This is a genomic window from Micromonospora sp. NPDC004704, assembly GCF_053601675.1.
Map to the genome: position 1 here is coordinate 64,788 of NZ_JBSGCD010000003.1, position 23,105 is coordinate 87,892.

Here is a 23,105-nt window from a genome sequence, read left to right on the forward strand (position 1 = left end):
GGCACCGGTACGGAACTGATCAACAAGCTGACCTGACGACACCGGCGGACGGCACGACTGACATGGGGACACGGAACACAGTGGCCAAGGACTACTACGGGATTCTCGGCGTCAGCCGGGAGGCCTCCGACGACGAGATCAAGCGCGCCTACCGCAAGCTGGCGCGGCAGTTCCATCCGGACGTCAATCCGGATCCGGAGGCGCACGAGAAGTTCAAGGACATCAACGCCGCCTACGAGGTCCTCTCCGACGACCAGAAACGGCAGATCGTCGACCTCGGCGGGGACCCGTTGGCCCCCGGCGGTGGCGGCGGTGGCGCCGGACCCGGCGGAGCCGGCCCGTTCGTCGGCTTCCAGGACATCATGGACGCGTTCTTCGGTGCCGCGGGCGGCAGCCGTGGGCCCCGTCCACGTACCCGTCCGGGTGCCGACGCCATCCTGCGTCTCGAACTCGACCTGAACGAGACGGCGTTCGGCGTCGAGGCGCCGATCACCGTCGACACCGCCGTACTCTGCACCACCTGCGCCGGTGCGGGCACCGCCACCGGCACCCACCTCGCCACCTGCGAGGCGTGCGGTGGGCGGGGCGAGGTCCAGTCGGTCCAGCGGACGTTCCTCGGCCAGGTCGTCTCGTCCCGGCCGTGCACCGTCTGCCAGGGCTACGGCACCGTCATCCCGCACCCCTGCCCGACCTGCGCCGGTGACGGGCGGGTCCGTACCCGCCGGTCGCTGACCGTCAAGATCCCAGCCGGGGTCGAGGACGGCATGCGGATCCGGCTCGCCCAGCAGGGTGAGGTCGGCCCCGGCGGCGGAACCGCCGGTGACCTCTACGTCGAGATCCACGAACGCACCCACGACGTCTACTCCCGCAAGGGCGACGACCTGCACTGCCGGGTCACCGTGCCGATGACGGCGGCGGCGCTGGGCACCCGGCTCACCATCAAGACGCTGGACAGCGACGAACCGGTCGACGTGAAGCCGGGCACCCAACCGGGCAGCACGCTGCGGCTGCGCGCCCGTGGCGTACCGCACCTGCGCGGCACCGGACGGGGTGACCTCTTCGTCCACCTGGACGTGCGTACGCCGACCAAGCTCGACGCCGACCAGGAACGCATGCTCCGCGACTTCGCCAAGACCAGAGGCGAGGAGGTCGCCGAGCTGAGCAAACAGGGCGGCTTCTTCTCCCGCATGCGAGACGCCTTCAACGGCCACTGAGCCCCCCGTCGGGCCCTTGGTTCGCGCACTTGTAGAGAAAGAGTGGCTATTCCTTCGGGGGTAGCCACTCTTTCTCTACAAGAGGGGCCATCGCTGGGCGAGCGGGGGCGGTGAGCGGGGCGGGGCGGGCGGTTAGCCTGTGGGCGTGTCGGTGCCGTTGTTTCTGGTGGAAGCCCTGCCTGCGGGGGAGTCGTTCACGCTCGGTGGGGCGGAGGGGCATCACGCGGCCACCGTGCAGCGGTTGCGGGTCGGCGAGGAGTTGCTGCTCGCCGACGGGAAGGGCGGCACGGCCGCCGCGTCGGTGACCGCCGTCGGCCGGGGCACCCTGGAGCTTCGGGTGTCCTCTTTCGCGTACGCCGACGCGCCCGACCCGCGACTCGTGGTGGTCCAGGGGATCGCCAAGGGGGACCGGGGCGAGTTGGCCGTACAGGCGATGACCGAGGTCGGGGTGGACGAGATCGTGCCCTGGGCGGCGTCCCGTTCGGTGGTGCAGTGGCGCGGCGAGCGGGGCGGCCGGGCCAGGGAGAAGTGGGTGGCGACCGCGCGGGAGGCGGCCAAGCAGGCCCGCCGACCGTGGTTGCCGGTGGTGGCCGGAGCACCTGACGAGTCGACCGGGCGGGTGGTGGACCGGATCACCGGGGCGGCGGCCGGTTTTGTGCTGCACGAGGAGGCGACGGTCGGTCTTTCCGCTGTCGACCTGCCGTCGACCGGGGAGATCGTGCTGGTCGTGGGGCCGGAGGGTGGCATCACCCCGGCCGAGGTGGCGGCGTTCGAGTCCGCCGGTGCGCGGGCGGTACGACTCGGTCCGGCGGTGTTGCGTACGTCGACCGCAGGGGTGGCGGCACTCGCCGTCCTGTCGGCCCGACTCGGGCGCTGGTAGAAGGCCCGGCCTACCCGGTGACGTCGACCGTGGCGGTCAGGCGTACGTCGGCGACGCCCCGGGCCGCCTCGACGGTGTAGCGACCGGGGACGGTGGACCACTGACCGGCCCAGATCTGGGTCGTACGGGCGGCCAGCGGCACCCATACGGTGATCGTCTCGTCGGGTGCGGCGGTGACCGTGGCGAAGCCGGCGAGTTGCCGGGTCGGTCGCTCCGGGTCCGGCTCGCCCGGACCGACGTAGACCTGCACCACCTCACGCCCGGTACGCGTCCCGCTGTTGCGCAACGTCACCACCGCGACCAGGCCATCATCGCTGGAGTCGGGTTCGACGGTCAGCGACTCGTACGACCAGGTGGTGTAGCCGAGGCCGTGGCCGAACGGGAACAGCGGGTCGGCCCGCCACCCCCGGTAGCCGATGAACACGCCCTCGTCGTAGTCGAGTTTGCCGTCGACCGGGGTGGTGGAGAGCACCGGTACGTCGTCGGCGTGCCGGGGCCAGGTGGTCGGCAGTCGCCCACCGGGTTCGGCCCCACCGAGCAGTACGTCGGCGAGCGCGGCACCGGCCTCCTGCCCGGGGAACCAGGTGAGCAGGATCGCCGCCACCTCGTCGGCCCACGGCATCAGGACCGGTGAGCCGGCGTTGACCACGACGACCGTACGCGGATTGGCCGCCGCGACCCTGGTCACGAGTTCGTCCTGGCGGCCGGGCAGGGCCAGGGTGGTCCGGTCGAAGCCTTCCGACTCGACCTGCTCGGTGGTGCCGACCACCACGACCGCGACGTCCGCCTCGGCGGCGGCGCGGGCCGCCGCGTCGAGCAGTTCGTCGGCGTCGGCGGTCGGTTCGGCGTGACCGAGGGCGAACTGCACGAAGCCGGCCATCCCCTCGACCACCTGCAGGGTGAGCGTCACCTCGACCGGTTCGCCTTCGCGCATGGTGATCGGGAAACGCCGTTCGACCGGGGCGAAGAACGTGACCGTCGGGTCCTGGTTCTCGTCGAAGACCGACCCGTCGAAGATCCCGGTGCCGGCGACGGTGAGGTTGAACATCCCGAACCCGTCGATCGAAAGCTGGTGCTCGCCCCCGGTTCGCGGGGTGTGGCGGGCGGTCAGCTCCACCGAGGCCAGGTCCGCCGGGTCGACCCCGTCGGGCAGGCCGCCCATCCACCGGACGATCGCGGTGCCGAGTTCGGCCCGGTAGAGCACCTCGCCGCCGGCTCCGCGCAGGGTCGCGGTGATCGGGGACCACTGTGCGCCGGTGGCCGCCGCCAGCTTCGGCCGGGGATCGGCGCCGATCGTGTACGTGACCTCGGCGTCGGGCAGCGCGGCGGTCAGCCCGGCCAGCGGGGAGACGATCCGCTCCGGGACGACCTGGGCGCTGCCACCGCCGAGGATCCGGGCGTCGGTGGCGAGCGCACCGGAGACCGCGACCCGCCGCAGCGTGGCCCGGTTCAGCGGCAGCACCACCCCCTCGTTGCGGGCGAGCACGAACGAGCGGGTCGCGATGTGACGCGCCACGTCCGGGCCGTGCAGCGGCGCCGGCCGGTCGGCCGGTTCCACCGCCGGGGGTACGCCGTCGAGCAGGCCCACCCGCGCGGCGAGGCGCAGGACCCGCCGTACCTTGTCGTCGATCACGTCCTGGGCGACCCGGCCGGCGCGTACGGCGGCGACCAGCTCCGGTCCCCACGGGTCACCGTGTGCGGGCATCACCACGTCGAGCCCGCCGTTGGCGGTGCCCACCGCTGACCGGGCGGCGGTCCAGTCGGAGACGATGAACCCGTCGAAGCCCCATCGCTCCTTCAACAACCCGTGCTGCAGCTCGGCGTGCTCTGTCATGGTGGAGCCGTTGACCCCGTTGTACGCGGCCATCACGCCCCACGCCCCGGCGGCCACGATCCGCTCGAACGGGGCAAGGTACAGCTCGTGCAGGGCTCGTTCCGACACCCGTACGTCGACGGTGAACCGGTCGGTTTCGGAGTCGTTGGCGACGAAGTGCTTGACCGTGGTGCCGACGCCCTGGTCCTGTACCCCGGTGACGTACCCGGCGCCGATCTCGCCGGTGAGCAGCGGATCCTCGGAGTAGCACTCGAAGTGCCGGCCGCCGAGCGGGCTGCGGTGCAGGTTGACCGTCGGCGCCAACAGCACGTGTACGCCCTTGCGCCGCGCCTCCTGCCCGAGCAGCCGACCGGCTTCCCTGGCCAGCTCCGGATCCCAGGTCGCGGCGAGCGCGGTCGGGCTCGGCAGCGCCACCGACGGATCGTCCGGCGCCCACCCGATCCCGCGTACGCCGATCGGCCCGTCGGACATCACCAGCGATCGCAACCCGATCTCGGGGAGCGCGGGGAGGGTCCACCAGTCCTGACCGGACAGCAGCCGTACCTTCGCCTCCAGGTCGAGCACGCCCAACGCCCCCTCGATCGCCGCCTCGCTCACCGAAGCTGTCGCCGCTGCCGTCACCCCACCGCCCCCTGAAGTTCGATCCCAATCGATCCTGCCAGCGATCGACCATCCCCGCACCCACCCGCCACAGGGTTGATCATGAAGTTAGCGCAGAGATTCGGCGCTACGGACGCGCTAACTTCATGATCAACGGCCGGGGTCTTCGTCAGCGGAGGTACGAGGCGCCGTTGAGGTCGATGATGGTGCCGGAGGCCCATTCGGCTGCGGGGGAGGCCAGCCAGTGGACGGCGGCGGCGATCTCCTCGGGGCGGGCGACCCGGTTGAACGGGCTCTGTGCCCGCATGGCCTCGTTGCGGGGGACCTTGATGTGTTCGTTGGTCAGGTCCGGTTCGACGAAGCCGGGCGCGACGGCGGCGACCGCGATGCCGTACGGGGCCAGTGCCACCGCGAGCGACTGGCTGAGGGAGTTCAGTGCGGCCTTGCTGGCGCCGTACGCGGGGTGGTTCGGCTCGCCCCGGAAGGCGCCCCGGGAGGAGACGTTGACGATCCGGCCGCCGCCCCGTGCCCGTAGGTGCTGGACCGCGCACCAGGTGACGTTGGCCGCCCCGACCAGGTTCAGGTCGATGGTCTGTCGCCAGTGCTGCTGCCACTGCTCGTACGTGGTTTCGGTGATCGGGTGCGGGGTGGACTGCCCGGCGTTGTTGACCAGCACGTCGAGTCCGCCGAGCCGGGCAGCGGCGTCGTCGACCATCCGGCGTACGGCTTCGGGGTTGGTCAGGTCGGCCTGGACCACGACGTGGGCGGTGCCGGGCAGCGCCGCCGCGAGTTGTTCGGCCAGTTCGGCGGACTCCCGGTGGTGGATCGCCACCCGGTCCCCGCCCTCGGCGAACGCGGTCGCCACCGCCCGTCCGACTCCCCGGGAGGCCCCGGTCACCAGTACCGCTCGTCCTGTCACGCCCATCATCATCCCCCGGAGGCATACCATGCCGTGGGTGGAGACTGACTGCTTGTTCTGCCGGATCGTGGCCGGCGAGATCCCGGCGACCGTGGTCCGGGAGACCGACACGATGCTCGCCTTCCGCGACATCTCCCCGAAGGCGCCGGTGCACATCCTGGTGATCCCGAAGGAGCACTTCGTGGATGTGGCGACGCTGGCCCAGGCCGACCCGGAGTTGGCGGGCGCGCTGCTGGAGACGGCGGCGACCGTGGCAGAGCAGGAGGGGCTGACCCTGGACGGCTTCCGGTTGATCTTCAACACCGGGCAGTGGGGCGGCCAGGAGGTTTTCCACGCCCACGCGCACCTGCTCGGCGGCGCCCCACTCGGCCCGATGCTGGCCGGCTGATCAGCCGGCGAATTCCACGATGGCGCGGGTGAACTCCTCGGGCTGTTCGAGGTGGCCGAAGTGGCCGCTGTCGGTGAGCAGGACGTGCCGGGAGCCGGGGATGCCGTCGTGCAGCATGGTGGCCCACCGCGTACCGCAGATGAAGTCGTGCTCACCGACGATGACCAGGGACGGTGCGGTGACCGACCCGAGCTGGTCGCGTACGTCGAACGGGGTTGGCTCCTCACCGAGTTGCGGGCCGAGCCATCCACGTACGGCGGCGCGCATCGGTGCGTACTCGGCCTCGCGGCCCCAGTAGTCGGCGAAGTAGACCGGCAGGATCCGCTGCAACTTGGTGCTGACCCAGTTGTCGTCCGGCTCGGTCGGCGTCTCCTGGAACGCCACGGCCACGTCCGCCGCCTCCGGACGGTCGGGGTGCCGCTCGACGAAACGCTGGACACCCGCCATCGCCTCGGCCCAGAACTCGGGGCCGGTGACCGGCGAGGTGTCGTACAGGATGAGGCCGGCGACCCGGTCGGGGTGGTCCAGGGCGTAGCGCTGGATCACGAACCCGCCGTGTGAGTGCCCGAGCAGGAGCACCCGTTCCTGGTCGAGGTGTTCGACCACCCCGCGCAGGAACCGGGAGTAGGTGTCGAGACGGTAGTCGCGGGGGTCGGCGAGCTGACCCGACGCCCCGGTGCCGACCGGCTCCAAGTAGACCATGGTCAGGTGCTCTTCGAGCGTGGGCATCCGCAGGTACGCCCATTCGATCCCCGGGCCGCCGGAGTGCACGATGCAGACCGGTCCGGTGCCGGCGACGTGGTAGACCTGCCGTACGCCGTCGATGTCGATCTCGTGCGTGCCGGCGGTGATGGTGGAACCCATTGGAGGTAACTCTCCCCGAACTGTGGCCTGACGAAGGCGAGCCTGAGCTGTCGCTACGAGATGCCGCAGTGGCGGAAAAGTTCGACCTGCTGGCGTGAAATTCTCCGGTCAGGCGGCGGCCAGTGCCGGCTGGGGGTGGAACAGCCGCATCCGTGCGGTGCGCCCCTCGTGCAGGGTGTGCAGCCAGACGGCGCCGGGCGGGCAGTGGGTCGGGTCGTCCGGAGGGCTGATCAGGTCCGCCTCCCAGATCATCACGTCGCCGCTGGCCGCGACGTTGGTGATCCGTTGCCGTACGCCCGCGGAGAGGTCACGGTCCATCGCCCGGACCGCGAACTCGCGACCGCCGGCCACCTGACCGTCCGGGGCGACGAACTGGGCGTCGGGTGTCCAGTGGTCCCGTACGAAGTCGGAGAACTCGCCCCGGCCGGCGGTCACCAGCGCCTCCTCCGCCTCGCGTCGGCGGGCGGCGGTCAGCGCGGCGGCGTCGTCGTGGGCCAGGCTCGCCGTCTCGTGCAGGGCGGTGGCGAGCTTGCTCCTGGCCTGGCTCAACCGGCTGCGTACGGTCCCGACCGGGATCCCGCAGAGGGCGGCGATCTGGTCGTACGACGATACGTCGCTGAAATACCTCAACATGGTCACCAGGCGGACAGGCTCGGACAACTGTCCCATTGCGTGCCAGACCCAGTCCCGCATCGACCGGCCCTCCAGCAGGTCCTCCGGGGTGGGGTCGGCGGCCGGCAGGGCCAGTGCTTCCAGATCGGCCACCGGGACCGTACGCGAGCGGCGCAGCCGCATCCGGGCACCGTTGCGTACGACCGCCCGCAGCCACGGGCCGACCGCCGACGGGTCGCGCAGTTCCCCGATCCGGCTCAGCGCGACCAGGACGGCGTCCTGCACCACGTCCTCGGCGTCCGGTCCGTAACCGAGCAGGCTCAACGCCACCGCCTGCATGCCCGCCTGGTGCCGCGACACCAGTAGCCCGAGCGCGGTCGGATCGCCGGACTGGGCGGCCCGTACCAGGTCGGCATCGGACTCCGGGGTGGAAACCACACCTGTCTCCTTCTCTCGCACACCTCTTCCGGGACTGGATGCGGGAGCGGTCCGGAAAGTTCGACCACGTGCGAAATTGACTGTGGGTGATCGTTCTGCGGGTCCAACGCTACCCGGAGTAGATAACGCCTGGCTGGTGTGCTCCCGGCCGGTCCGCCGATATCATCAGCGTGATCTTGACGGCGGCGGCGGAGGGTTGGGGTCGATGACCGAGGTGGGCCGGCGACTGACGCGGATGACCCGGCAGGTCCAGGCGGAGGAGCGGGTGCCGGCGCTCTCGGTGGCACTGCACCGGGCCGACCGGCCGCTCTGGACCCTGGCCGTCGGCGGGACCGGCAACAACGCCCCGCTCGGTCCGCAGACCCCGTTCCGGATCGGCTCGGTGACCAAGACCTTCACCGCCGTACTGGTGATGCAGGCCCGCGACGACGGCCTGCTCGACCTGGACGACCCCATCGGGACCCACCTCGACCTGCCCGCGCACGGCGAGCTGACCGTACGCCGGTTGCTCTCGCACACCGCCGGGCTGCAACGCGAGCCGTACGGCGACGTCTGGGACACCCTGCGCGCGCCCGCCGTGGACGAACTCCTGGCCGAGCTGGACCGGGCCGAGCGGGTGCTCCCGCCGGCCCGTCGCTACCACTACTCCAACCTCGGGCTGGCCCTGCTCGGCCACGCGGTCGCCCGGCTGCGCGGCGGCACCTGGGCCGAGGTGCTGGCCGACCGGGTGCTGAACCCGCTCGGCCTGTCCGCGACCACGCTCGTCCCGGCACCGACCGCCGCGACCGGATTCCTGGTCGACACCTACTCCGACCACGCCCACCCCGAGCCGCCCACCGACTTCGGCGCGGTCGCCCCGGCCGCACAGCTCTGGAGCACCGCGCCGGACATGGCCCGGTGGGGCGCCTTCCTGGCCGACCCCGCCGGGGTCGACCCGGCGGGCGCGGTGCTGCGGCCCGACACCCTGGACGAGATGCGCTGGCCGCTCACGGTCACCGACCAGACGCTCTGGCACCGCACCTTCGGGCTCGGGCTGATCATGGTCCCGCAGCCGGACCCGGTGACCGGGGCGGCGCGGCGGGTGGTGCACGTGGGGCACGACGGCGCCATGCCCGGCTTCCTGGCCGCCGTCTACGGCCGCCGGGGCGGACCCGGTACGCCAGGCGCGATGGGTGCCGCGGTGCTCGCCTCGTCCGGTACGGCCAGCGCGATCCTGGACCTGCCGCACCGCCTCCTCGACGCCGCCGTCGCCGACGACCCGGCCGAGATCGTCGCCTGGGCACCCGGCGAGCCCGCTCCCGAGCGTTACCGGGGCATGCTCGGCCGCTGGTGGGGCGAGGGATACGAGTACGTCTTCGGCTGGCACGACGGAACCCTCCAGGCCCGGGGTGCCGACGCCCCGGCCGGATGGCCCCCGTCGATCTTCGTCCCGCTGCCGGACCGCCCGGACGTGCTGCGTACGGTCTCCGGGCGGGAGACGGGTGAACTGCTCCGGCTGACCAGGGACGATCGGGGCACGGTGGTACGAATGCACTGGGCGACGTACCGGTTCACCCGGTCCCAGGAGACCTTCGACGGCTTCGACTTCCGGGCCGTCACCGAACGTCAGCCGTGACGTCGACAGGTGTGGCGCCAGGTGGGGAAATGGGCGGCGCCCTGTCGGCGTTGAGCAGATACGATGGGAAAGTCGTCCGTACGCTGCGCCACCAGGGCGCGGCCATGAGATCGAGAGCAGGTGGCGTGGGGCCCGCCGGGCCCGACCTATGACCGGTACCCCACCGCCCGGCCAGGCCCGGGTGCAGACCAGGATCACCGTTCCGGACTCGCAGATCATGGTTAACCTGCTCGGGCCCGGAGACGAGGTTCTCCGCCTGGTCGAGCGCTCGATCAACAGCGACGTACACGTACGGGGCAACGAGATCACCATCACCGGCGCCCCGGCCGACAACGCGCTCGCCGAGCGGCTCTTCACCGAGTTGCTCGAGCTGATCGAGAAGGGCGAGACCCTGACCGTCGACGCCGTCCGGCGTACCGTCGGCATGCTCGAACAGGGCACCGCCGAGCGCCCCGCCGAGGTGCTGACCCTCAACATCCTGTCCCGGCGCGGGCGGACCATCCGCCCCAAAACGCTCGGGCAGAAGCGCTACGTCGACTCGATCGACGGGCACACCATCGTCTTCGGCATCGGCCCCGCCGGTACCGGCAAGACCTACCTCGCCATGGCAAAGGCCGTCCAGGCGCTCCAGGCCAAGCAGGTCAACCGGATCATCCTGACCCGGCCGGCGGTCGAGGCGGGGGAGCGGCTGGGCTTCCTGCCCGGCACCCTCTTCGAGAAGATCGACCCGTACCTGCGCCCGCTCTACGACGCGCTGCACGACATGCTCGACCCGGACTCGATCCCGAAGCTGATGCAGGCCGGGACGATCGAGGTCGCGCCGCTCGCGTACATGCGCGGTCGTACGCTCAACGACGCGTTCATCATCCTGGACGAGGCGCAGAACACCACGCCCGAGCAGATGAAGATGTTCCTCACCCGACTCGGGTTCGGTTCCCGGATCGTGGTGACCGGTGACATCACCCAGGTCGACCTGCCCGGCGGCACCACCAGCGGCCTGCGGGTCGTACGCGACATCCTGGCGAACGTGGAGGACGTCCACTTCGCCCAGCTCGCCAGCTCGGACGTCGTACGGCACCGACTGGTCGGCGACATCGTCGACGCCTACGCCCGGTGGGACGCCGAGCGGGAGGCGAAGCAGGCCCAGGGCGTGCACGCCGTGCCCGGAACTACCGCACAGGGTGGCCGCGCCAGCCGGCGCCGCTAGACCAGCAGCCCAAGAGAGCAGCAGGGGAACAAGTTGTCCATCGAGATCGCCAACGAGTCGGGCGCCGAGGTCGATACCGACGCGGTGCTCGCCGTCGCCCGCTACGCCCTGGACGAGATGGGGGTCAACCCCCTCGCCGAGCTGTCGGTGCTGCTCGTCGACATCGAGTACATGGCGGAGCTGAACCACCGTTGGATGGGCGGGGACGGTCCGACCGACGTACTCGCCTTCCCGATGGACGAGGGCAGCGTCGACCACGGCCCCGGCGAGGTCAGCGGCGGTGAGCCGGCGTTGCTCGGCGACATCGTCCTCTGCCCCGAGGTGGCGGCCAAGCAGGCGGCCACCGCCGGCCACTCCGCCGCCGACGAGCTGCACCTGCTCACCGTGCACGGGGTGCTGCACCTGCTCGGTTACGACCACGCGGAGCCGGAGGAGGAGCGCGAGATGTTCGCACTGCAGGCCAAGCTCCTCTCCGGTTGGCGAGCAGCGCGGGCCCAGTGATGCCGGACCACTTAGCCGCCGCCGGCGCCACCGCCGCCGGCCTGCCCGATCTGCAACTCCTGTTCTTCGGTGCCGCCCTGGTGGTGCTCGCCGGGCTCTTCGCGATGACCGAGGCCGCGCTCGCCGCGGTCTCCCCGGCCCGTGCCGGTGAGCTGGCCCGGGACGGGGCACGCGGCGCGCGTACGCTCCAGATCGTCGCCGCCGACGCGGTCCGGCACCTGAACCTGTTGCTGTTGCTGCGACTGCTCTGCGAACTGACCGCGACCACCCTGGTCGCCCTCGTCGCGGTCGACACCTTCGGTGCTGGCTGGCGGGCGGCACTGGTCACCGCCGGTGCGATGACCGTGGTCAGCTTCGTGGTCGTCGGCGTCGCGCCGCGCACCATCGGCCGGCAGCACGCGTACGCGGTCGGCCGGGCGAGCGCGCCGCTGGTGCGGTGGCTGGGCCGGGCCCTGAACCCGCTCGCCTCGCTGCTGATCCTGATCGGCAACGCGGTCACCCCCGGACGGGGCTTCCGCGAGGGTCCGTTCGCGACCCAGGTGGAGCTGCGCGAGCTGGTCGACCTGGCCGAGCAGCGGGGCGTGGTCGAGCACGGCGAACGGCAGATGATCCACTCGGTCTTCGCCCTCGGTGACACCATCGCCCGCGAGGTGATGGTCCCGCGTACCGAAATGGTGTGGATCGAGGCGCACAAGAAGCCGCCGCAGGCGATGCTGCTGTTCCTCCGCTCCGGTTTCTCCCGGATCCCGGTGATCGGGGAGAGCGTCGACGACGTCCTCGGCGTCCTCTACCTCAAGGACCTGATCCGGCGCACCCAGGGCGGTGACCCGGCCGCCGAGGAGGTCCCGGTCTCCGACCTGATGCGCGAGGCGACCTTCGTACCGGAGTCCAAGCCGGTGGACGACCTGCTCTCCGAGATGCAGGCCGCCCGTACCCACCTGGTGATCGTCGTGGACGAGTACGGCGGCACCGGTGGCCTGGTCACCATCGAGGACATCCTCGAGGAGATCGTCGGCGAGATAACCGACGAGTACGACGTGGAACGCCCGCCGGTGCAACGCCTCGACGGCGGCGACGTACGGGTCACCGCCCGGCTCCCGGTCGAGGACCTCGGTGAGATCTTCGACGTGGAACTTCCCGCCGACGAGGTCGAGACCGTCGGCGGCCTGCTCGCCCAGGCCCTCGGTCGGGTGCCCATCCCGGGTGCCGCCGCCGAACTCGGTGGCCTGCGACTCATCGCCGAGGGCACCACCGGGCGGCGCAACCGGATCGACTCGGTGCTGGTCAGCCGGCTCGCCACCGGCGACAAGGACGACCCGGCGAACCGGAGCGACGGCGGCGACCGCGAGTCCCGCCGGAACCCCGAACAGAGCAAGTCCCAGAAGCAGAAACAAGACCGATCCGAGGAGAGGCAACCCGCTGATGCCTGAGTCGTACGCCGTATCCGCCGCCGCACCGGCCGGGCCGATCGGCTCCGCCGACGTGCCCGCCGAGTTGAGCGCCGAGGACGCCAAGCTGGTCGTCCTGGCCCGGGGCGCCCGCGCCCGGATCGGCGCGGTGGAAGGAGCGGCCGTACGCGACCAGGACGGCAGGACGTACGCCGCGGCCAGCGTCAGCCTGCCCTCGCTGACCATCACCGCCCTCCAGTTGGCGGTCGCCTCCGCGGCTGCCGCCGGTGCCAGCCGCCTGGAGGCCGCCGCGGTTGTCACCGAGGCGTCGACCCTCGACGGTGCCGGACACGCCGCCGTACGCGACCTGGCCGCCGAGGCGCCGATCCACGTGGCCGCCCCGAACGGCACCCTGCTCGGCACGGTGCTCGCGTGAGCGGCCGGATGCCGACCCCGCGCGGGATCCGGGGGGCGGACGGGACCAACGGCCAGCCGTACCGGGCGGGCTTCGCCTGCTTCGTCGGACGGCCCAACGCCGGCAAGTCGACCCTGACCAACGCGATCGTCGGACAGAAGATCGCCATCACCTCCAGCAAGCCGCAGACCACCCGGCACGTCATCCGGGCCGTACTGCACCGGCCGGAGGCCCAGCTCGTCCTGGTCGACACCCCCGGCCTGCACCGCCCCCGTACGCTGCTCGGCGAGCGCCTCAACGACCTGGTCCGGTCCACCTGGAGCGAGGTCGACGTGATCGGCCTCTGCGTGCCGGCGAACGAGCCGGTCGGACGCGGCGACCGGTTCATCACCGGCGAGCTGGCCGAGCTGAAGGCCAGCGTGATCGCCGTGGTCACCAAGACCGACCTGGTCGACAAGAAGCGGCTGGCCGAGCAGTTGCTCGCGGTCAACGACATGGGCGAGTTCGCGGCCGTGGTCCCGGTCAGCGCGGTCTCCGGACACCAGGTCGACACCCTGGTCGACGTGATGACCGGCTACCTGCCGCCGTCGCCGCAGCTCTACCCCGACGACATGCTCACCGACGAACCGGAGCAGGTGCTGGTCGCCGAGCTGATCCGGGAGGCGGCGCTGGAGGGCGTACGCGACGAACTGCCGCACTCGATCGCGGTGGTGGTCGAGGAGATGGTCCCCGAGGACAAGCTGATCCGGATCTACGCCGACGTCTACGTGGAACGGCCCAGCCAGAAGGCGATCGTGATCGGTCACCAGGCCAGCCGGCTCAAGGACGTCGGCACCCGGGCCCGGCAGCAGATCGAGGAACTGCTCGGCAGCCGGGTCTACCTCGACCTGCACGTACGGGTGGCGAAGGACTGGCAGCGGGACCCGAGGCAGTTGCGCAAGCTCGGCTTCTAGCCCCGCAGCGGGCAACGCCCGCCCTGCCGGCGCCTGCGCGGTGCCCGATTACTACGAACATCTGCTCACCGAGCGGCAGAGAACGGAAACACGATGACCGACCAGGGCACCACCGCAGAGACCAGGCAGGACCGCTTCGACCGTGGCATGAGGGTGCTCACCGAGATTGACGGCGAAGTCGGCCAGAAGGTCATCGACTCCCTCGCCGACGTCTCGCCCGAACTCGGCCACCAGGTCGTCGCCTGGGCGTTCGGGGACATGTACCAGCGTCCCGGACTGGCTCCCCGGGACCGGCAACTGGTCACCCTCGGCATGCTCACCGCCCTCGGCGGCTGCGAGCCCCAACTGGAGGTGCATGTCAACGCCTCCCTCAACGTCGGGCTCACCCCCGAAGAGATCATCGAGGCACTGCTGCACTCCGCGGTCTACTGCGGAATGCCCAGGGCGTTGAACGCCACCGCCGTGGCCAAGAAGGTCTTCGCCGATCGGGGCCTGCTCCCGGTCAAAACCCAACCGTGATGTGCTCCCGGTAAAGACTGAAGCCGTACGCAGCTCAGATCTGTCGAACCACCGGCGTCAGGACCTCCACTAGCAACTTCGTGTCGGCAGTGGCCAGGTTCACCCGACAGGCCTCGATGTTGTCGTCCGCGCTCAGCTCGGACCAGTCGAGCTGGTATCCGGCGGCTGCACCGAGCTGCCTGAGGAACGCCCGTACCGACCTTCCGTTGCCCTCCCGGAACGGATGACGCGCGTTCAACTCGCCGTAGAGGTGAGCCAGTGACTCGATGAAGGTCCTGCGGTTCAGGCCGAGGAAGTGGCTGTCGTTCGACAGCTCCGAGAGCACGGATCGCACCTCGTCGTCCACTTATCGCCAGTGGCAGAACCGGGAGTCGGCCTTGGTGATGTCGACCGTACGGGTTTCGCCGGCCCGCTCGTAGAGATCACCGAACAGGGCTCGGTGGAAGGCCTTCAAGTGTTCCAGGTTGAAGTCCCCCGGAATCGTCTTCCGCGCGATTTCCACGTCACGGACGCTCACGAGCCGAGCCTCCAGTAGGGCGAGTTGCTCCGCGTCGCGGATGCCGAGCACGTTCTTCAGGCAGGAGGTGCCCGGCCAGCAGTACGGGTCATGCACCTCGGAAGCGCGCGATCTCTTCGGCGATCAACTGATCCGCGGACATCTCTCCTGTCGCGACGTCGCGTAGTTTGTCCTGCCATTCCTCGTCCAGCGCGATGCCTTCGAGTGCGGCGCTGGACGTTGCCAGGGCCACCGCTGTCTCCGGATCGGCGCGCTGTCGCGCGTAGAAGTTCTGGATGAGTTCCCGACCGAGTGGCGCGTTCGACCGGGCGTTGTCCGGCAGACCCACCCGGGCGGCCCGCCACGGCAGCTCGTTGTGGGTCATCTGCGAGAGTTCGATCGCGGAGAACTTCCCGTAGTTGGCCGCCACCCACTCCACGGACGACCGCTCGTCCGGACTCAACATCGTGGGGTCACCGTCCGGCCAATCTCGGATCTGCTGTCGCCCTCGATGCCGTTGGTACAGCTCCGGCACCACCGGTCCCTGGCGCCAGGCTTCGATCGGCTCCTCGAACAGGGGGTGGCCGTAGTGCGCGAGGTGCCAGCACTGGCAGTAGTAGACGAGCTTCTCGAGCTTCATCGCCGTCATCACGCCGAGTCGATCGATGACGGCAGCCGCGACGTCATGCACGTTGGCCAATGGGCACCTCCTCTCAACCAGCGTAGACGAGTCTCCGGCTGGTGTTGGCGCCTGAATCCCGGTCCGTTGGGGCGCGCCGTTCCAGTTCAGCTCCGGAACCCAACGCCATTCTAGAACATATGTTCGATCGGGCTCCAGGCTCCCGCGTGGGCGTCCGGTGCGCATACACGCGATCGCTTCTAGGTGATATAGCCGAATCCTATGGGATTGTTCACCTGTGGGACACCCCGTGCATCGTTCGAACGGTGGACCGGCAGGGTAGGAAAACGTACGCCCCCCGTCGCCCCGGTTCAGATGCAGGCTGATGCGAAACAGATACGTAGATCTCCTCCGTTTTCTGGCAATCATCCGAGTTGTCGTCTACCACACCACCGGTTGGGCGTTCCTGACCATCGCGTTTCCCGCGATGTCGGTGATGTTCGCCCTCGCCGGATCGCTGATGGCAGCCTCCCTCGACCGTTCCGGTGTCGGGGCGGTGGGTCGCCGGTTACGCCGCCTGCTTCCGTCGCTCTGGCTGCTCGCCGCGTTCTTCGTACCGGCCATGCTGCTCACCGGGTTGCCGGTGAACTGGCGGCTGCTGCTCTGGGTCGCACCGATCGCCGACCCGCCGAGCAACGGCTGGGGCGCGCTCGCGTTGAGCGCCATCTGGTACCTGCGCGACTACCTCTGGTTCGTACTGGTGTCACCGCTGGCCCTCTGGCTGTTCCGGCGCTTCCCGCTGCCCACCCTGGCGGCGCCGTACGTGCTGCTGGTCGTGGTGGAGTTCGGGTTCCCGAGCGCACCGAACGTGCTCCGCGACTTCGGGCTCTACTTCGGAGCGTGGCTGATCGGCTTCGCGCACCACGACGGGATGCTGCGGCGGCTCTCCCGGCGGGTGCTGATCCCGGTCGCCGGTACGCTCGCCGCTCTCGGCGCCGCATGGATCTTCACCCATCCGGGCCCGCGCGGGTTCGACCTGAACGACATCCGGCTCGGCAACGGGCTCTGGTCCGCCGGGTTCACCCTGCTGCTGCTCGGGCTCGCCCCGGCGGGTGCCGCCTGGGTGGACCGCAACGAGATCTTCAGCCGGGCGGTGACGGTGCTCAACCGGCGGGCGCTGACGGTCTACCTCTGGCACATGCCGATCGTGATCGGCCTGACGGCACTGATGGTGCGAGCCGGCTGGAGCCTGACCGACACCACCGGGGTCACCGTACGGCTGATTGTGGTCACCACCCTGGTCGCACTGGCCACCGCGCTCTTCGGGTGGATGGAGGATCTCGCCGCGCGTCGCCGTACCGCCCTGCTGCCCGGTGGCGAGGCGGGTAGCGCGCAACCGAGTCCGGCCCGCCCGGCGATTCCGACCCAGCGGAACGGGCGCGGGTCCGGGGACCGGAGTGGACCGGCCCGCCCGCCGGAGAGCGGGGACCGGATCGGGGCGGTGAACCGGGCCGGCGGGGAGTGAACCGGATCAGCGGGGAGTGATCGTGATGTCCCCGCTGCCGGTCTCCAGGTCGAGCCGGTTGGTGGCGGTCGGGTCGTCGGCCAGCTCCGAGCGGGCCGTGCCGGACGAGGTCGTTGACCGGACCCGGTACGCCCCGGCCGGTACGGTCAGCTCGATCGAGCCGCTGGACGCGCGGGCGTTCACCGAGCCCGCCGTGTCCAGGGTCAGGACGATGTCGCCGGAACCGGTGGTGGCGTCGACCGTACCGCCGAGACCGTGCCCGTTCACCGACCCCGAACCGGTGCGTACGGTCGCCGCGGTGCCGACCCGGCTGAGGTCGATGTCGCCCGAACCGGTCTGCGCCCGGACCGTGCCGGTCGCGCCGATCAGGGTGATGTCCCCGGAGCCGACCTTCACGTCGACGTCACCGACATCGGTCAACTCGATGTCCCCGGAGCCGTTCTCCCCGTTGACCGAGACCCCGGTCGGGGCGACGATCTCGTACGAGACACCGCACCGGGACCCGCAGTCGGTGTCGATCCGCAGTTCGGTGCCCTCGATCACGTACGTGGAGCCGGGCTCGGACCCCCAGTACCGGACCACCCGCTTGATCCGTACGTCGGACACCGCCGCCGTCGACACCACGACGTCACCGGAGCCCGGCGCCACCGCGATCTTGGTGATCTTGACTTCTTCGGTCTGGTCGAAGTCGAGCCGCCGCTGCCCCATCGAGAAACCGTCGCAGCCGGCCAGGATGCCCAGAGTGAGCGCGCCCGCCGTGACGGCGGTGACGATCCGGAACGTGGTCATACAGACGAGGCTAGGAGCCGGCGGCCATCCGGACATCAGGGAGAAGCCACGCATCCGTCCCGGAGAAGACCCTGAGAACGCACTCAGGGTCACACCGATCCGACCCGGGTGTGCGGGGGAGGACCGGGGGCAGGGGAGAATGGTCGGATGGCCGGGTACCGCAGGCAGCTCTACCGCGACGACGCGGTGGTGCTGCGCGTACAGAAGCTCGGCGAGTCCGACCGGATCATCACCCTGCTGACCCGTAGGCACGGCCGGCTCCGGGCGGTCGCCCGAGGGGTACGCCGGACCACCTCCCGGTTCGGCGCCCGGCTGGAACCGTTCGGCCACGTCGACCTGCAACTCGCCGGTGACCCGCAGGGCAACATCGGCAGCCCCCTGCACACGGTCAGCCAGGTCGAGGGGATCGACCTGTACGGGCGGCGGTTCCTCGAGGACTACCCCCGCTACACCACCGCCAGCGCCATCGCCGAGACCGCCGAGCGGCTCACCCCGGTCGAACGCGAACCGTCGCTGCGGCTGTTCCAGCTCACCCTCGGCGCACTGCGCGCCCTGGCCGAGGGGAGCCACGCCAGCAGCCTGGTGCTCGACGCGTACCTGCTGCGGGGGATGGCGCTGGCCGGCTGGGCGCCGGCCCTGGTTGCCTGTGCCGTCTGCGGCACCCCCGGACAGCACCGGGCTTTCTCCGTACCGGCCGGGGGTTGTGTCTGCCCGGACTGCCGACCACCCGGCGCGGCCCACCCGGCCCCGGCCACCATCGATCTGATGTCCGCGCTCACCACCGGTGACTGGCGGGTGGCCGACGCGACCGAGGTCAACCACCGGCGCGAGTGCAGTGGCCTGGTCGCCGCTCACCTGCAGTGGCACCTGGAACGCGCGCTACGCTCGCTGCCGTTGGTTGATCGAGACGACCGGTCCGTCCGGACCGATCCGAACGAACCGGCCGGGACCTCGGAGTACGGGCCGGAGCAGGGGGAGACAGCGCAGTGATCCGATCCATGACCCGGGGAGCACGTCGGCAACCGATCGCGCCGACCCCGCACCCGTCCGGAGCCCGTCCGCCGGCCCTGCCCGCGGACGCCCTGCCCAAGCACATCGCCGTCGTGATGGACGGCAACGGGCGGTGGGCCAAGGATCGCGGCCTGCCCCGGACCAAGGGACACGAGGCCGGCGAGTTCTCCCTGTTCGACACGATCGAGGGCGCGATCGAGATGGGCGTGCCCTACCTGTCCGCGTACGCGTTCTCCACCGAGAACTGGCGGCGCTCACCGGACGAGGTGCGCTTCCTGATGGGCTTCAACCGGGACGTGATCCGGCGCCGCCGCGACCAGTTGGTCGACCTCGGCGTACGGGTGGTCTGGTCGGGGCGGGCCGGGCGGCTCTGGAAGAGCGTGATCTCCGAGTTGCAGACCGCGGAGGAGATGTCCCGCGACAACACCAGGCTGACGCTCCAGTTCTGCGTCAACTACGGCGGCCAGGCCGAGATTGCCGACGCGGCGGCGGCCATCGCCCGGGACGTCGCGGCCGGCAAGGTCGACCCGGCGAAGGTCAACGAGAAGATGGTCGCCCGTTACCTCTACCACCCCGAGGTGCCGGAGGTGGACCTCTTCCTGCGTCCCTCCGGCGAGCAGCGGACCTCGAACTTCCTGCTCTGGCAGAGCGCGTACGCCGAGCTGATCTACCTGGACGTGCTCTGGCCCGACTTCGACCGCCGCCACCTCTGGTACGCCTGCGAGCTGTACGCCCAGCGCGACCGCCGCTTCGGTGGCGCCCTGCCGAACCCGGTGGCGCCGAGCTAACCGGGCCGTAGTCCCCGCAGCAGCAGTTCGACCAGTCGGCGCGGGTCGTAGTCCGGATCGCTGTCCCGCCCGATGCAGAGGTTGCCGATGCCCCGCATCAGTTCGTAGGGGTGCGTACCGGGCCTGATCTCGCCCGCGTCGACCGAGGCGTCGAGCAGTTGCCCGCAGACGGGCACCAGACGGTCGAGGAAGTACGTGTGCAGCGCCTCGAACCCGCTGCTGTCCGACTGCATCGCGTTGGCGAGCCCGTGCTTCGTGACCAGGAAGTCGACGAACAGGTCGACCCACCGGCGAAGTGCCGCGTACGGGGATTCGGCGCCGGCCAGCAGGCTCGGGCCGGCCTCGGCGCACTCCTCGACCTGGTGCCGGTAGACGGCGACGACCAGATCCGCCCGGGTGGGGAAGTGGCGGTAGATCGTCCCCATCCCGACGCCCGCCCGGGCCGCGATCTCCCGGATCGGTGCGTCGACGCCGGAGGTGACGAACACCTCGGCGGCGGCGGCGAGCAGCGTCTGCTGGTTGCGTACCGCGTCGGCCCGCTTGCTCCGGGCCGGCACCTCGCCGGACGGGCTTGTACTCGGCACCACCGTCTCCTTCCGATGACCGGCTGACCATCGCCGCGCCCCTGGTCGAGGGGTGGCGACCGGCTCCGGCCGTTGACAAAGCGGAACGGCGCTCCGTATATTAATCGGAGCGGCGTTCCGCTTCAGCGTAGCCGAAGCCGGTCGCCGCGACCGCCTCACCCCACCGCCGGTCGAACAGGACCGGCGGCAGAGGCCATCGAAGGGAAACATGCATCATGAGTCAATCGACCTACCCGACCGGTAGCTTCATCCCGCCCACCCGGGTCCTCTCGGTCAGCCCGGTGGTGCTGCCGGCTCCCGACCGCGCCGTGGACCTGGAGCTGCGGATCTCCGCGCCGGTGACCGGCAGTGAGCTGCCGATCATCCTGCTCTCGCACGGCCACGGCCCCTCGAACAACCTCTCCTCGCTGAACGGGTACGCCCCGCTCGCCAACTTCTGGGCCGCGCACGGCTTCGTCGTGATCCAGCCGACCCACCTGAGCTCCCGGACGCTGAGCCTGTCTCCCGACACCCCCGGAGCGCCGCTGTACTGGCGGTCACGGGCAGAGGACATGACCCGCATCCTCGACCACCTCGACGTGATCGAGGCCGCCGTACCGCAGCTCCTCGGGCGCCTGGACCGGAGCAGGGTCGCCGTGGCCGGGCACTCGATGGGCGGGCACACCGCGAGCCTCCTGCTCGGCGCCCGGCTCACCGACCCGGACGACGGCACGGAGGTGAACCTGGCCGAGCCCAGGATCAGGGCGGGCGTGCTGCTCGCCGCCCCCGGCCGGGGTGGCGACGCCCTCAGCCCGTACGCGGCCGAGAACTACCCCTTCTTCCTGACCACGGACTTCTCCCGGATGGCAACGCCCACCCTCGTCGTCGTGGGGGACCGGGACAGCTCCACCCACCTGACGGTTCGGGGGCCGGACTGGCACGCCGACCCGTACCGGCTCTCGCCGGGGCGCAAGGACCTGCTCACCCTGTTCGGGGCGGAGCACGGGCTCGGCGGGGTCTCCGGATACGACGTCGCCGAGACCACGGACGAGAACCCCGAACGGGTCTCGGTGGTCCAGCGGCTCACCTCGGCGTACCTCCGGTCTCAGCTCCACGCCGGAGATTCCGCCTGGCAGGCGGCGCGGGACGCGCTGGCGGCGGACCCCGATCCGCTCGGACGGGTCGAGTCCAGGTAACTCGGACGGGTCGAGGTAAGGAGTCGACCCGACCACGTGGGGTGCGGTGCGGTCAGGCGATGCTGGGCGCGGTCGCGCGGTCGGTTCCGGCGAGGATGCGTACGACCGGGTCCACCGCGCCGAGGTCGGTGAGGACTATCTGAGCCCCGGCCTCGGCCAGGTCGGCGGCGGAGGTGCTGCCGGTGGCCACGCCGACGGCGGTCACCCCGTTGGCGAGGGCACCGGCCACATCGTGCACGGTGTCGCCGATGACCAGGATGTCGGCCGGGGCGAACCGGTGGCCGTACTTCGCCTCGGCCAGGTCGCGGCACTGCCGGACCAGGTCCGCCCGTACGGTGTTGTGCCGGCCGTACCCGCCGATGTCGAGATCCAGGCCGGCGCCGAGGCCGAGGGCGGCGAGCTTGTCCACGGCCACCGACGGGATGTTGCCGGTGACCAGGGTCTGGATCACGTGCGGGTGACCGGCCAGCCCGGCGAGCACCGCGCCGACACCGGGTAGTACCCGTCCCTGTTCGGCGATCAGGTGCCGGCGGGCGGCGAGCGCGGCGGCGTACCGGTGGAAGAACTCCTCAAGGTACGGCTCGTAGTCGGCGACACCGTGCGTGACGAACGCCTCGGCGGCCAGGTCCCGGTCGGTCCGGCCGGCCGAGTGCGGCATCCGTTGCCAGGCCACCCCGGTCAGCGCGGTGAACGCCTCGGCGTACGCGAGCTTCGCCGCCGCACCGGTGTGCACCAGGGTCCCGTCGATGTCCCACATCAGCAGCCGGGGTGCCGCCGCCACCGGATCCGGCGGTACGGACGCCAGGGCGGTCATCCCTCGCCCAGCCGGGCCTCGATGTGCGCCACCTTCGCGGTCATCGCGTCGGTCACACCGGCCCGGATGTCCGCCTTGAGGACCAGGCTCACCCGTGGCGACTCCTCGGCGAGTACGTCGACAGCGCGTCTCACCACCGCCATCACCTCGTCCCACTCGCCCTCGATCAGGGTGAACATGGCGTTGGTCTCGTTCGGCAGCCCTGACTCCCGGACCACCCGGACGGCCTCGGCCACCGCATCACCCACGGACTCGCCGCCGCCGAGTGGACTCACCGAAAACGCGATCAGCATGCCGTTGATGGTCGCACTGTCACCCGGCCCGGACCATCGTGATCGCCGCTGTCGAGATAAATCGGATGCGTCGGGGGAACCCTGGGGTTAGCGTGGATCCATGCGCTACTGACGCTCTGTGCACCGTGCCGGCCCGCCGCCTTTCCGCCGTGGGCCCGTGCCGGGGCGTCCGCGCACTCCGTCACCCGTCTCGACGATTGATCGTCGACACCGTTGGCGGGTCGCCGCTTTCCAGGACGCTCCGGGCACTCCCTTTCTCACCTGACCGCCCCGGCGTGACAGGGCGGAGATCCTCGGAGGAGGCCAGAATGCCTGGTAAGCGAGACTCTCGTAGCAACCGTCAGCGCACCGGTGGGGCCGCGTTCGCCGTACCGGCGGAGCAGCGGGAACCCGACCTGACCGGGAAGCTCGGACCGATCGAGGTGCCGGAGACCGGTGCACCGGCGGCGCCTGCGCCGTCCGTACCGAAGGCCGGCCCACCGGTACGGGGTGGGCGATCGGGTGGTGTCGGCCGGTCCCAGGCCGCCCGTTCCACCCGCCAGTACGCCTTCCGCCGTAGCTGATCCACCCGGTCCCCGCCGCTGTCGGCCTCCGCCTTGGCGTCGAAGTGCGGCGCCGGGGTGCAGGCAGGGCCCCTTCCGGTGCACGAACGACCGGAAGGGGC

The 23,105-nt window shown here is 70.7% G+C and carries 26 protein-coding genes; 15 read left to right on the forward strand and 11 right to left on the reverse strand.

Annotated elements, in window-relative coordinates:
* Positions 1-80: 80 nt before the first annotated feature.
* A complete protein-coding gene (gene dnaJ / locus ACWEFB_RS04565) occupies positions 81-1,214 on the forward strand; it encodes a molecular chaperone DnaJ (protein ID WP_452282768.1) in 1,134 nt (377 codons plus the stop codon).
* A gap of 145 nt (positions 1,215-1,359) precedes the next feature.
* Positions 1,360-2,094, forward strand: coding sequence for a 16S rRNA (uracil(1498)-N(3))-methyltransferase (locus tag ACWEFB_RS04570; RefSeq protein WP_452282206.1), 735 nt, complete (start codon positions 1,360-1,362; stop codon positions 2,092-2,094).
* Positions 2,095-2,104: 10 nt separating this feature from the next.
* Here the strand turns inward: ACWEFB_RS04570 and ACWEFB_RS04575 are convergent, their stop codons facing one another.
* Positions 2,105-4,549 carry a beta-glucosidase gene (locus ACWEFB_RS04575; RefSeq protein ID WP_452282208.1) on the reverse strand — a complete coding sequence of 815 codons (2,445 nt, stop codon included), beginning with the start codon at positions 4,547-4,549 and terminating at the stop codon, positions 2,105-2,107.
* A gap of 148 nt (positions 4,550-4,697) precedes the next feature.
* Entirely contained in the window at positions 4,698-5,453 is a 756-nt protein-coding gene (locus ACWEFB_RS04580) for an SDR family NAD(P)-dependent oxidoreductase (RefSeq protein ID WP_442791975.1), read from the reverse strand.
* A gap of 22 nt (positions 5,454-5,475) precedes the next feature.
* Here ACWEFB_RS04580 and ACWEFB_RS04585 point away from each other — a divergent pair, with 22 nt between their 5' ends.
* Positions 5,476-5,835: a histidine triad nucleotide-binding protein gene (locus ACWEFB_RS04585; protein ID WP_442791976.1), complete on the forward strand. Its 360-nt coding sequence runs from the start codon at positions 5,476-5,478 to the stop codon at positions 5,833-5,835.
* Here ACWEFB_RS04585 and ACWEFB_RS04590 read toward each other — a convergent pair whose 3' ends face one another.
* Positions 5,836-6,699 carry an alpha/beta fold hydrolase gene (locus ACWEFB_RS04590; RefSeq protein ID WP_452282211.1) on the reverse strand — a complete coding sequence of 288 codons (864 nt, stop codon included), beginning with the start codon at positions 6,697-6,699 and terminating at the stop codon, positions 5,836-5,838. It abuts the gene before it with no gap.
* A gap of 108 nt (positions 6,700-6,807) precedes the next feature.
* Complete coding sequence (locus ACWEFB_RS04595; protein ID WP_452282213.1) at positions 6,808-7,749, reverse strand: RNA polymerase sigma factor; 942 nt, start codon at positions 7,747-7,749, stop codon at positions 6,808-6,810.
* Between the two features lie 205 nt (positions 7,750-7,954).
* Here ACWEFB_RS04595 and ACWEFB_RS04600 point away from each other — a divergent pair, with 205 nt between their 5' ends.
* The 7 genes from ACWEFB_RS04600 (at position 7,955) to ACWEFB_RS04630 (ending at position 14,347) form a co-directional block, all read left to right on the forward strand.
* On the forward strand, positions 7,955-9,364 hold the full coding sequence (locus tag ACWEFB_RS04600) for a serine hydrolase (protein ID WP_452282215.1): 1,410 nt from the start codon (positions 7,955-7,957) through the stop codon (positions 9,362-9,364).
* Between the two features lie 148 nt (positions 9,365-9,512).
* Positions 9,513-10,571: a PhoH family protein gene (locus tag ACWEFB_RS04605; protein ID WP_326556275.1), complete on the forward strand. Its 1,059-nt coding sequence runs from the start codon at positions 9,513-9,515 to the stop codon at positions 10,569-10,571.
* A 33-nt stretch (positions 10,572-10,604) separates the two neighbouring features.
* Positions 10,605-11,072 (forward strand): rRNA maturation RNase YbeY, encoded by a 468-nt coding sequence (gene ybeY / locus ACWEFB_RS04610; RefSeq protein WP_326556276.1) that lies wholly within the window; start codon positions 10,605-10,607, stop codon positions 11,070-11,072.
* Positions 11,072-12,502, forward strand: a complete 1,431-nt coding sequence (locus tag ACWEFB_RS04615; RefSeq protein ID WP_452282218.1) for a hemolysin family protein — start codon at positions 11,072-11,074, stop codon at positions 12,500-12,502. Before ybeY ends, ACWEFB_RS04615 begins: the two co-directional genes overlap by 1 nt.
* A complete protein-coding gene (locus ACWEFB_RS04620) occupies positions 12,495-12,896 on the forward strand; it encodes a cytidine deaminase (RefSeq protein WP_452282220.1) in 402 nt (133 codons plus the stop codon). The genes ACWEFB_RS04615 and ACWEFB_RS04620 overlap by 8 nt, the downstream gene beginning before the upstream one ends.
* Before the next feature lie 8 nt (positions 12,897-12,904).
* The gene (era, locus tag ACWEFB_RS04625; RefSeq protein WP_452282770.1) at positions 12,905-13,828 is read left to right on the forward strand and encodes a GTPase Era; all 924 of its coding nucleotides are present in this window, start codon (positions 12,905-12,907) and stop codon (positions 13,826-13,828) included.
* Positions 13,829-13,921: 93 nt separating this feature from the next.
* The gene (locus ACWEFB_RS04630; RefSeq protein ID WP_452282222.1) at positions 13,922-14,347 is read left to right on the forward strand and encodes a carboxymuconolactone decarboxylase family protein; all 426 of its coding nucleotides are present in this window, start codon (positions 13,922-13,924) and stop codon (positions 14,345-14,347) included.
* A gap of 34 nt (positions 14,348-14,381) precedes the next feature.
* Here ACWEFB_RS04630 and ACWEFB_RS04635 read toward each other — a convergent pair whose 3' ends face one another.
* Genes ACWEFB_RS04635 through ACWEFB_RS04645 form a run of 3 tightly spaced genes read right to left on the reverse strand, consistent with a single transcriptional unit; the run spans position 14,382 to position 15,534 of the window.
* Positions 14,382-14,672, reverse strand: coding sequence for a Fic family protein (locus ACWEFB_RS04635; RefSeq protein ID WP_452282224.1), 291 nt, complete (start codon positions 14,670-14,672; stop codon positions 14,382-14,384).
* A gap of 21 nt (positions 14,673-14,693) precedes the next feature.
* Entirely contained in the window at positions 14,694-14,960 is a 267-nt protein-coding gene (locus ACWEFB_RS04640) for a Fic/DOC family protein (protein ID WP_452282226.1), read from the reverse strand.
* Positions 14,953-15,534, reverse strand: coding sequence for a type II toxin-antitoxin system antitoxin SocA domain-containing protein (locus ACWEFB_RS04645; protein WP_452282772.1), 582 nt, complete (start codon positions 15,532-15,534; stop codon positions 14,953-14,955). Before ACWEFB_RS04645 ends, ACWEFB_RS04640 begins: the two co-directional genes overlap by 8 nt.
* Before the next feature lie 313 nt (positions 15,535-15,847).
* Between ACWEFB_RS04645 and ACWEFB_RS04650 the strand changes: the two genes are divergently transcribed.
* Complete coding sequence (locus ACWEFB_RS04650) at positions 15,848-16,987, forward strand: acyltransferase family protein (RefSeq protein WP_452282228.1); 1,140 nt, start codon at positions 15,848-15,850, stop codon at positions 16,985-16,987.
* 6 nt (positions 16,988-16,993) lie between these two features.
* Here ACWEFB_RS04650 and ACWEFB_RS04655 read toward each other — a convergent pair whose 3' ends face one another.
* On the reverse strand, positions 16,994-17,776 hold the full coding sequence (locus ACWEFB_RS04655; protein ID WP_326556282.1) for a DUF4097 family beta strand repeat-containing protein: 783 nt from the start codon (positions 17,774-17,776) through the stop codon (positions 16,994-16,996).
* Between the two features lie 147 nt (positions 17,777-17,923).
* Between ACWEFB_RS04655 and recO the strand changes: the two genes are divergently transcribed.
* Together recO and ACWEFB_RS04665 are read left to right on the forward strand one after the other, a co-directional pair.
* Positions 17,924-18,766, forward strand: a complete 843-nt coding sequence (gene recO, locus ACWEFB_RS04660; protein ID WP_326556283.1) for a DNA repair protein RecO — start codon at positions 17,924-17,926, stop codon at positions 18,764-18,766.
* A gap of 8 nt (positions 18,767-18,774) precedes the next feature.
* On the forward strand, positions 18,775-19,575 hold the full coding sequence (locus tag ACWEFB_RS04665) for an isoprenyl transferase (RefSeq protein WP_326563188.1): 801 nt from the start codon (positions 18,775-18,777) through the stop codon (positions 19,573-19,575).
* Here ACWEFB_RS04665 and ACWEFB_RS04670 read toward each other — a convergent pair.
* On the reverse strand, positions 19,572-20,159 hold the full coding sequence (locus ACWEFB_RS04670; RefSeq protein ID WP_452282231.1) for a TetR/AcrR family transcriptional regulator: 588 nt from the start codon (positions 20,157-20,159) through the stop codon (positions 19,572-19,574). The genes ACWEFB_RS04665 and ACWEFB_RS04670 overlap by 4 nt on opposite strands.
* A 215-nt stretch (positions 20,160-20,374) precedes the next feature.
* Here ACWEFB_RS04670 and ACWEFB_RS04675 point away from each other — a divergent pair, with 215 nt between their 5' ends.
* Entirely contained in the window at positions 20,375-21,334 is a 960-nt protein-coding gene (locus tag ACWEFB_RS04675; RefSeq protein ID WP_452282233.1) for an alpha/beta hydrolase family protein, read from the forward strand.
* 52 nt (positions 21,335-21,386) lie between these two features.
* Here the strand turns inward: ACWEFB_RS04675 and ACWEFB_RS04680 are convergent, their stop codons facing one another.
* Together ACWEFB_RS04680 and ACWEFB_RS04685 are read right to left on the reverse strand one after the other, a co-directional pair.
* A complete protein-coding gene (locus tag ACWEFB_RS04680; RefSeq protein ID WP_452282235.1) occupies positions 21,387-22,148 on the reverse strand; it encodes an HAD family hydrolase in 762 nt (253 codons plus the stop codon).
* Positions 22,145-22,441 (reverse strand): MTH1187 family thiamine-binding protein, encoded by a 297-nt coding sequence (locus ACWEFB_RS04685; protein WP_326556287.1) that lies wholly within the window; start codon positions 22,439-22,441, stop codon positions 22,145-22,147. The genes ACWEFB_RS04680 and ACWEFB_RS04685 overlap by 4 nt, the downstream gene beginning before the upstream one ends.
* 308 nt (positions 22,442-22,749) lie before the next feature.
* Here ACWEFB_RS04685 and ACWEFB_RS04690 point away from each other — a divergent pair, with 308 nt between their 5' ends.
* Positions 22,750-23,004 (forward strand): hypothetical protein, encoded by a 255-nt coding sequence (locus ACWEFB_RS04690; protein ID WP_452282237.1) that lies wholly within the window; start codon positions 22,750-22,752, stop codon positions 23,002-23,004.
* The last annotated feature ends 101 nt before the right edge of the window (positions 23,005-23,105 follow it).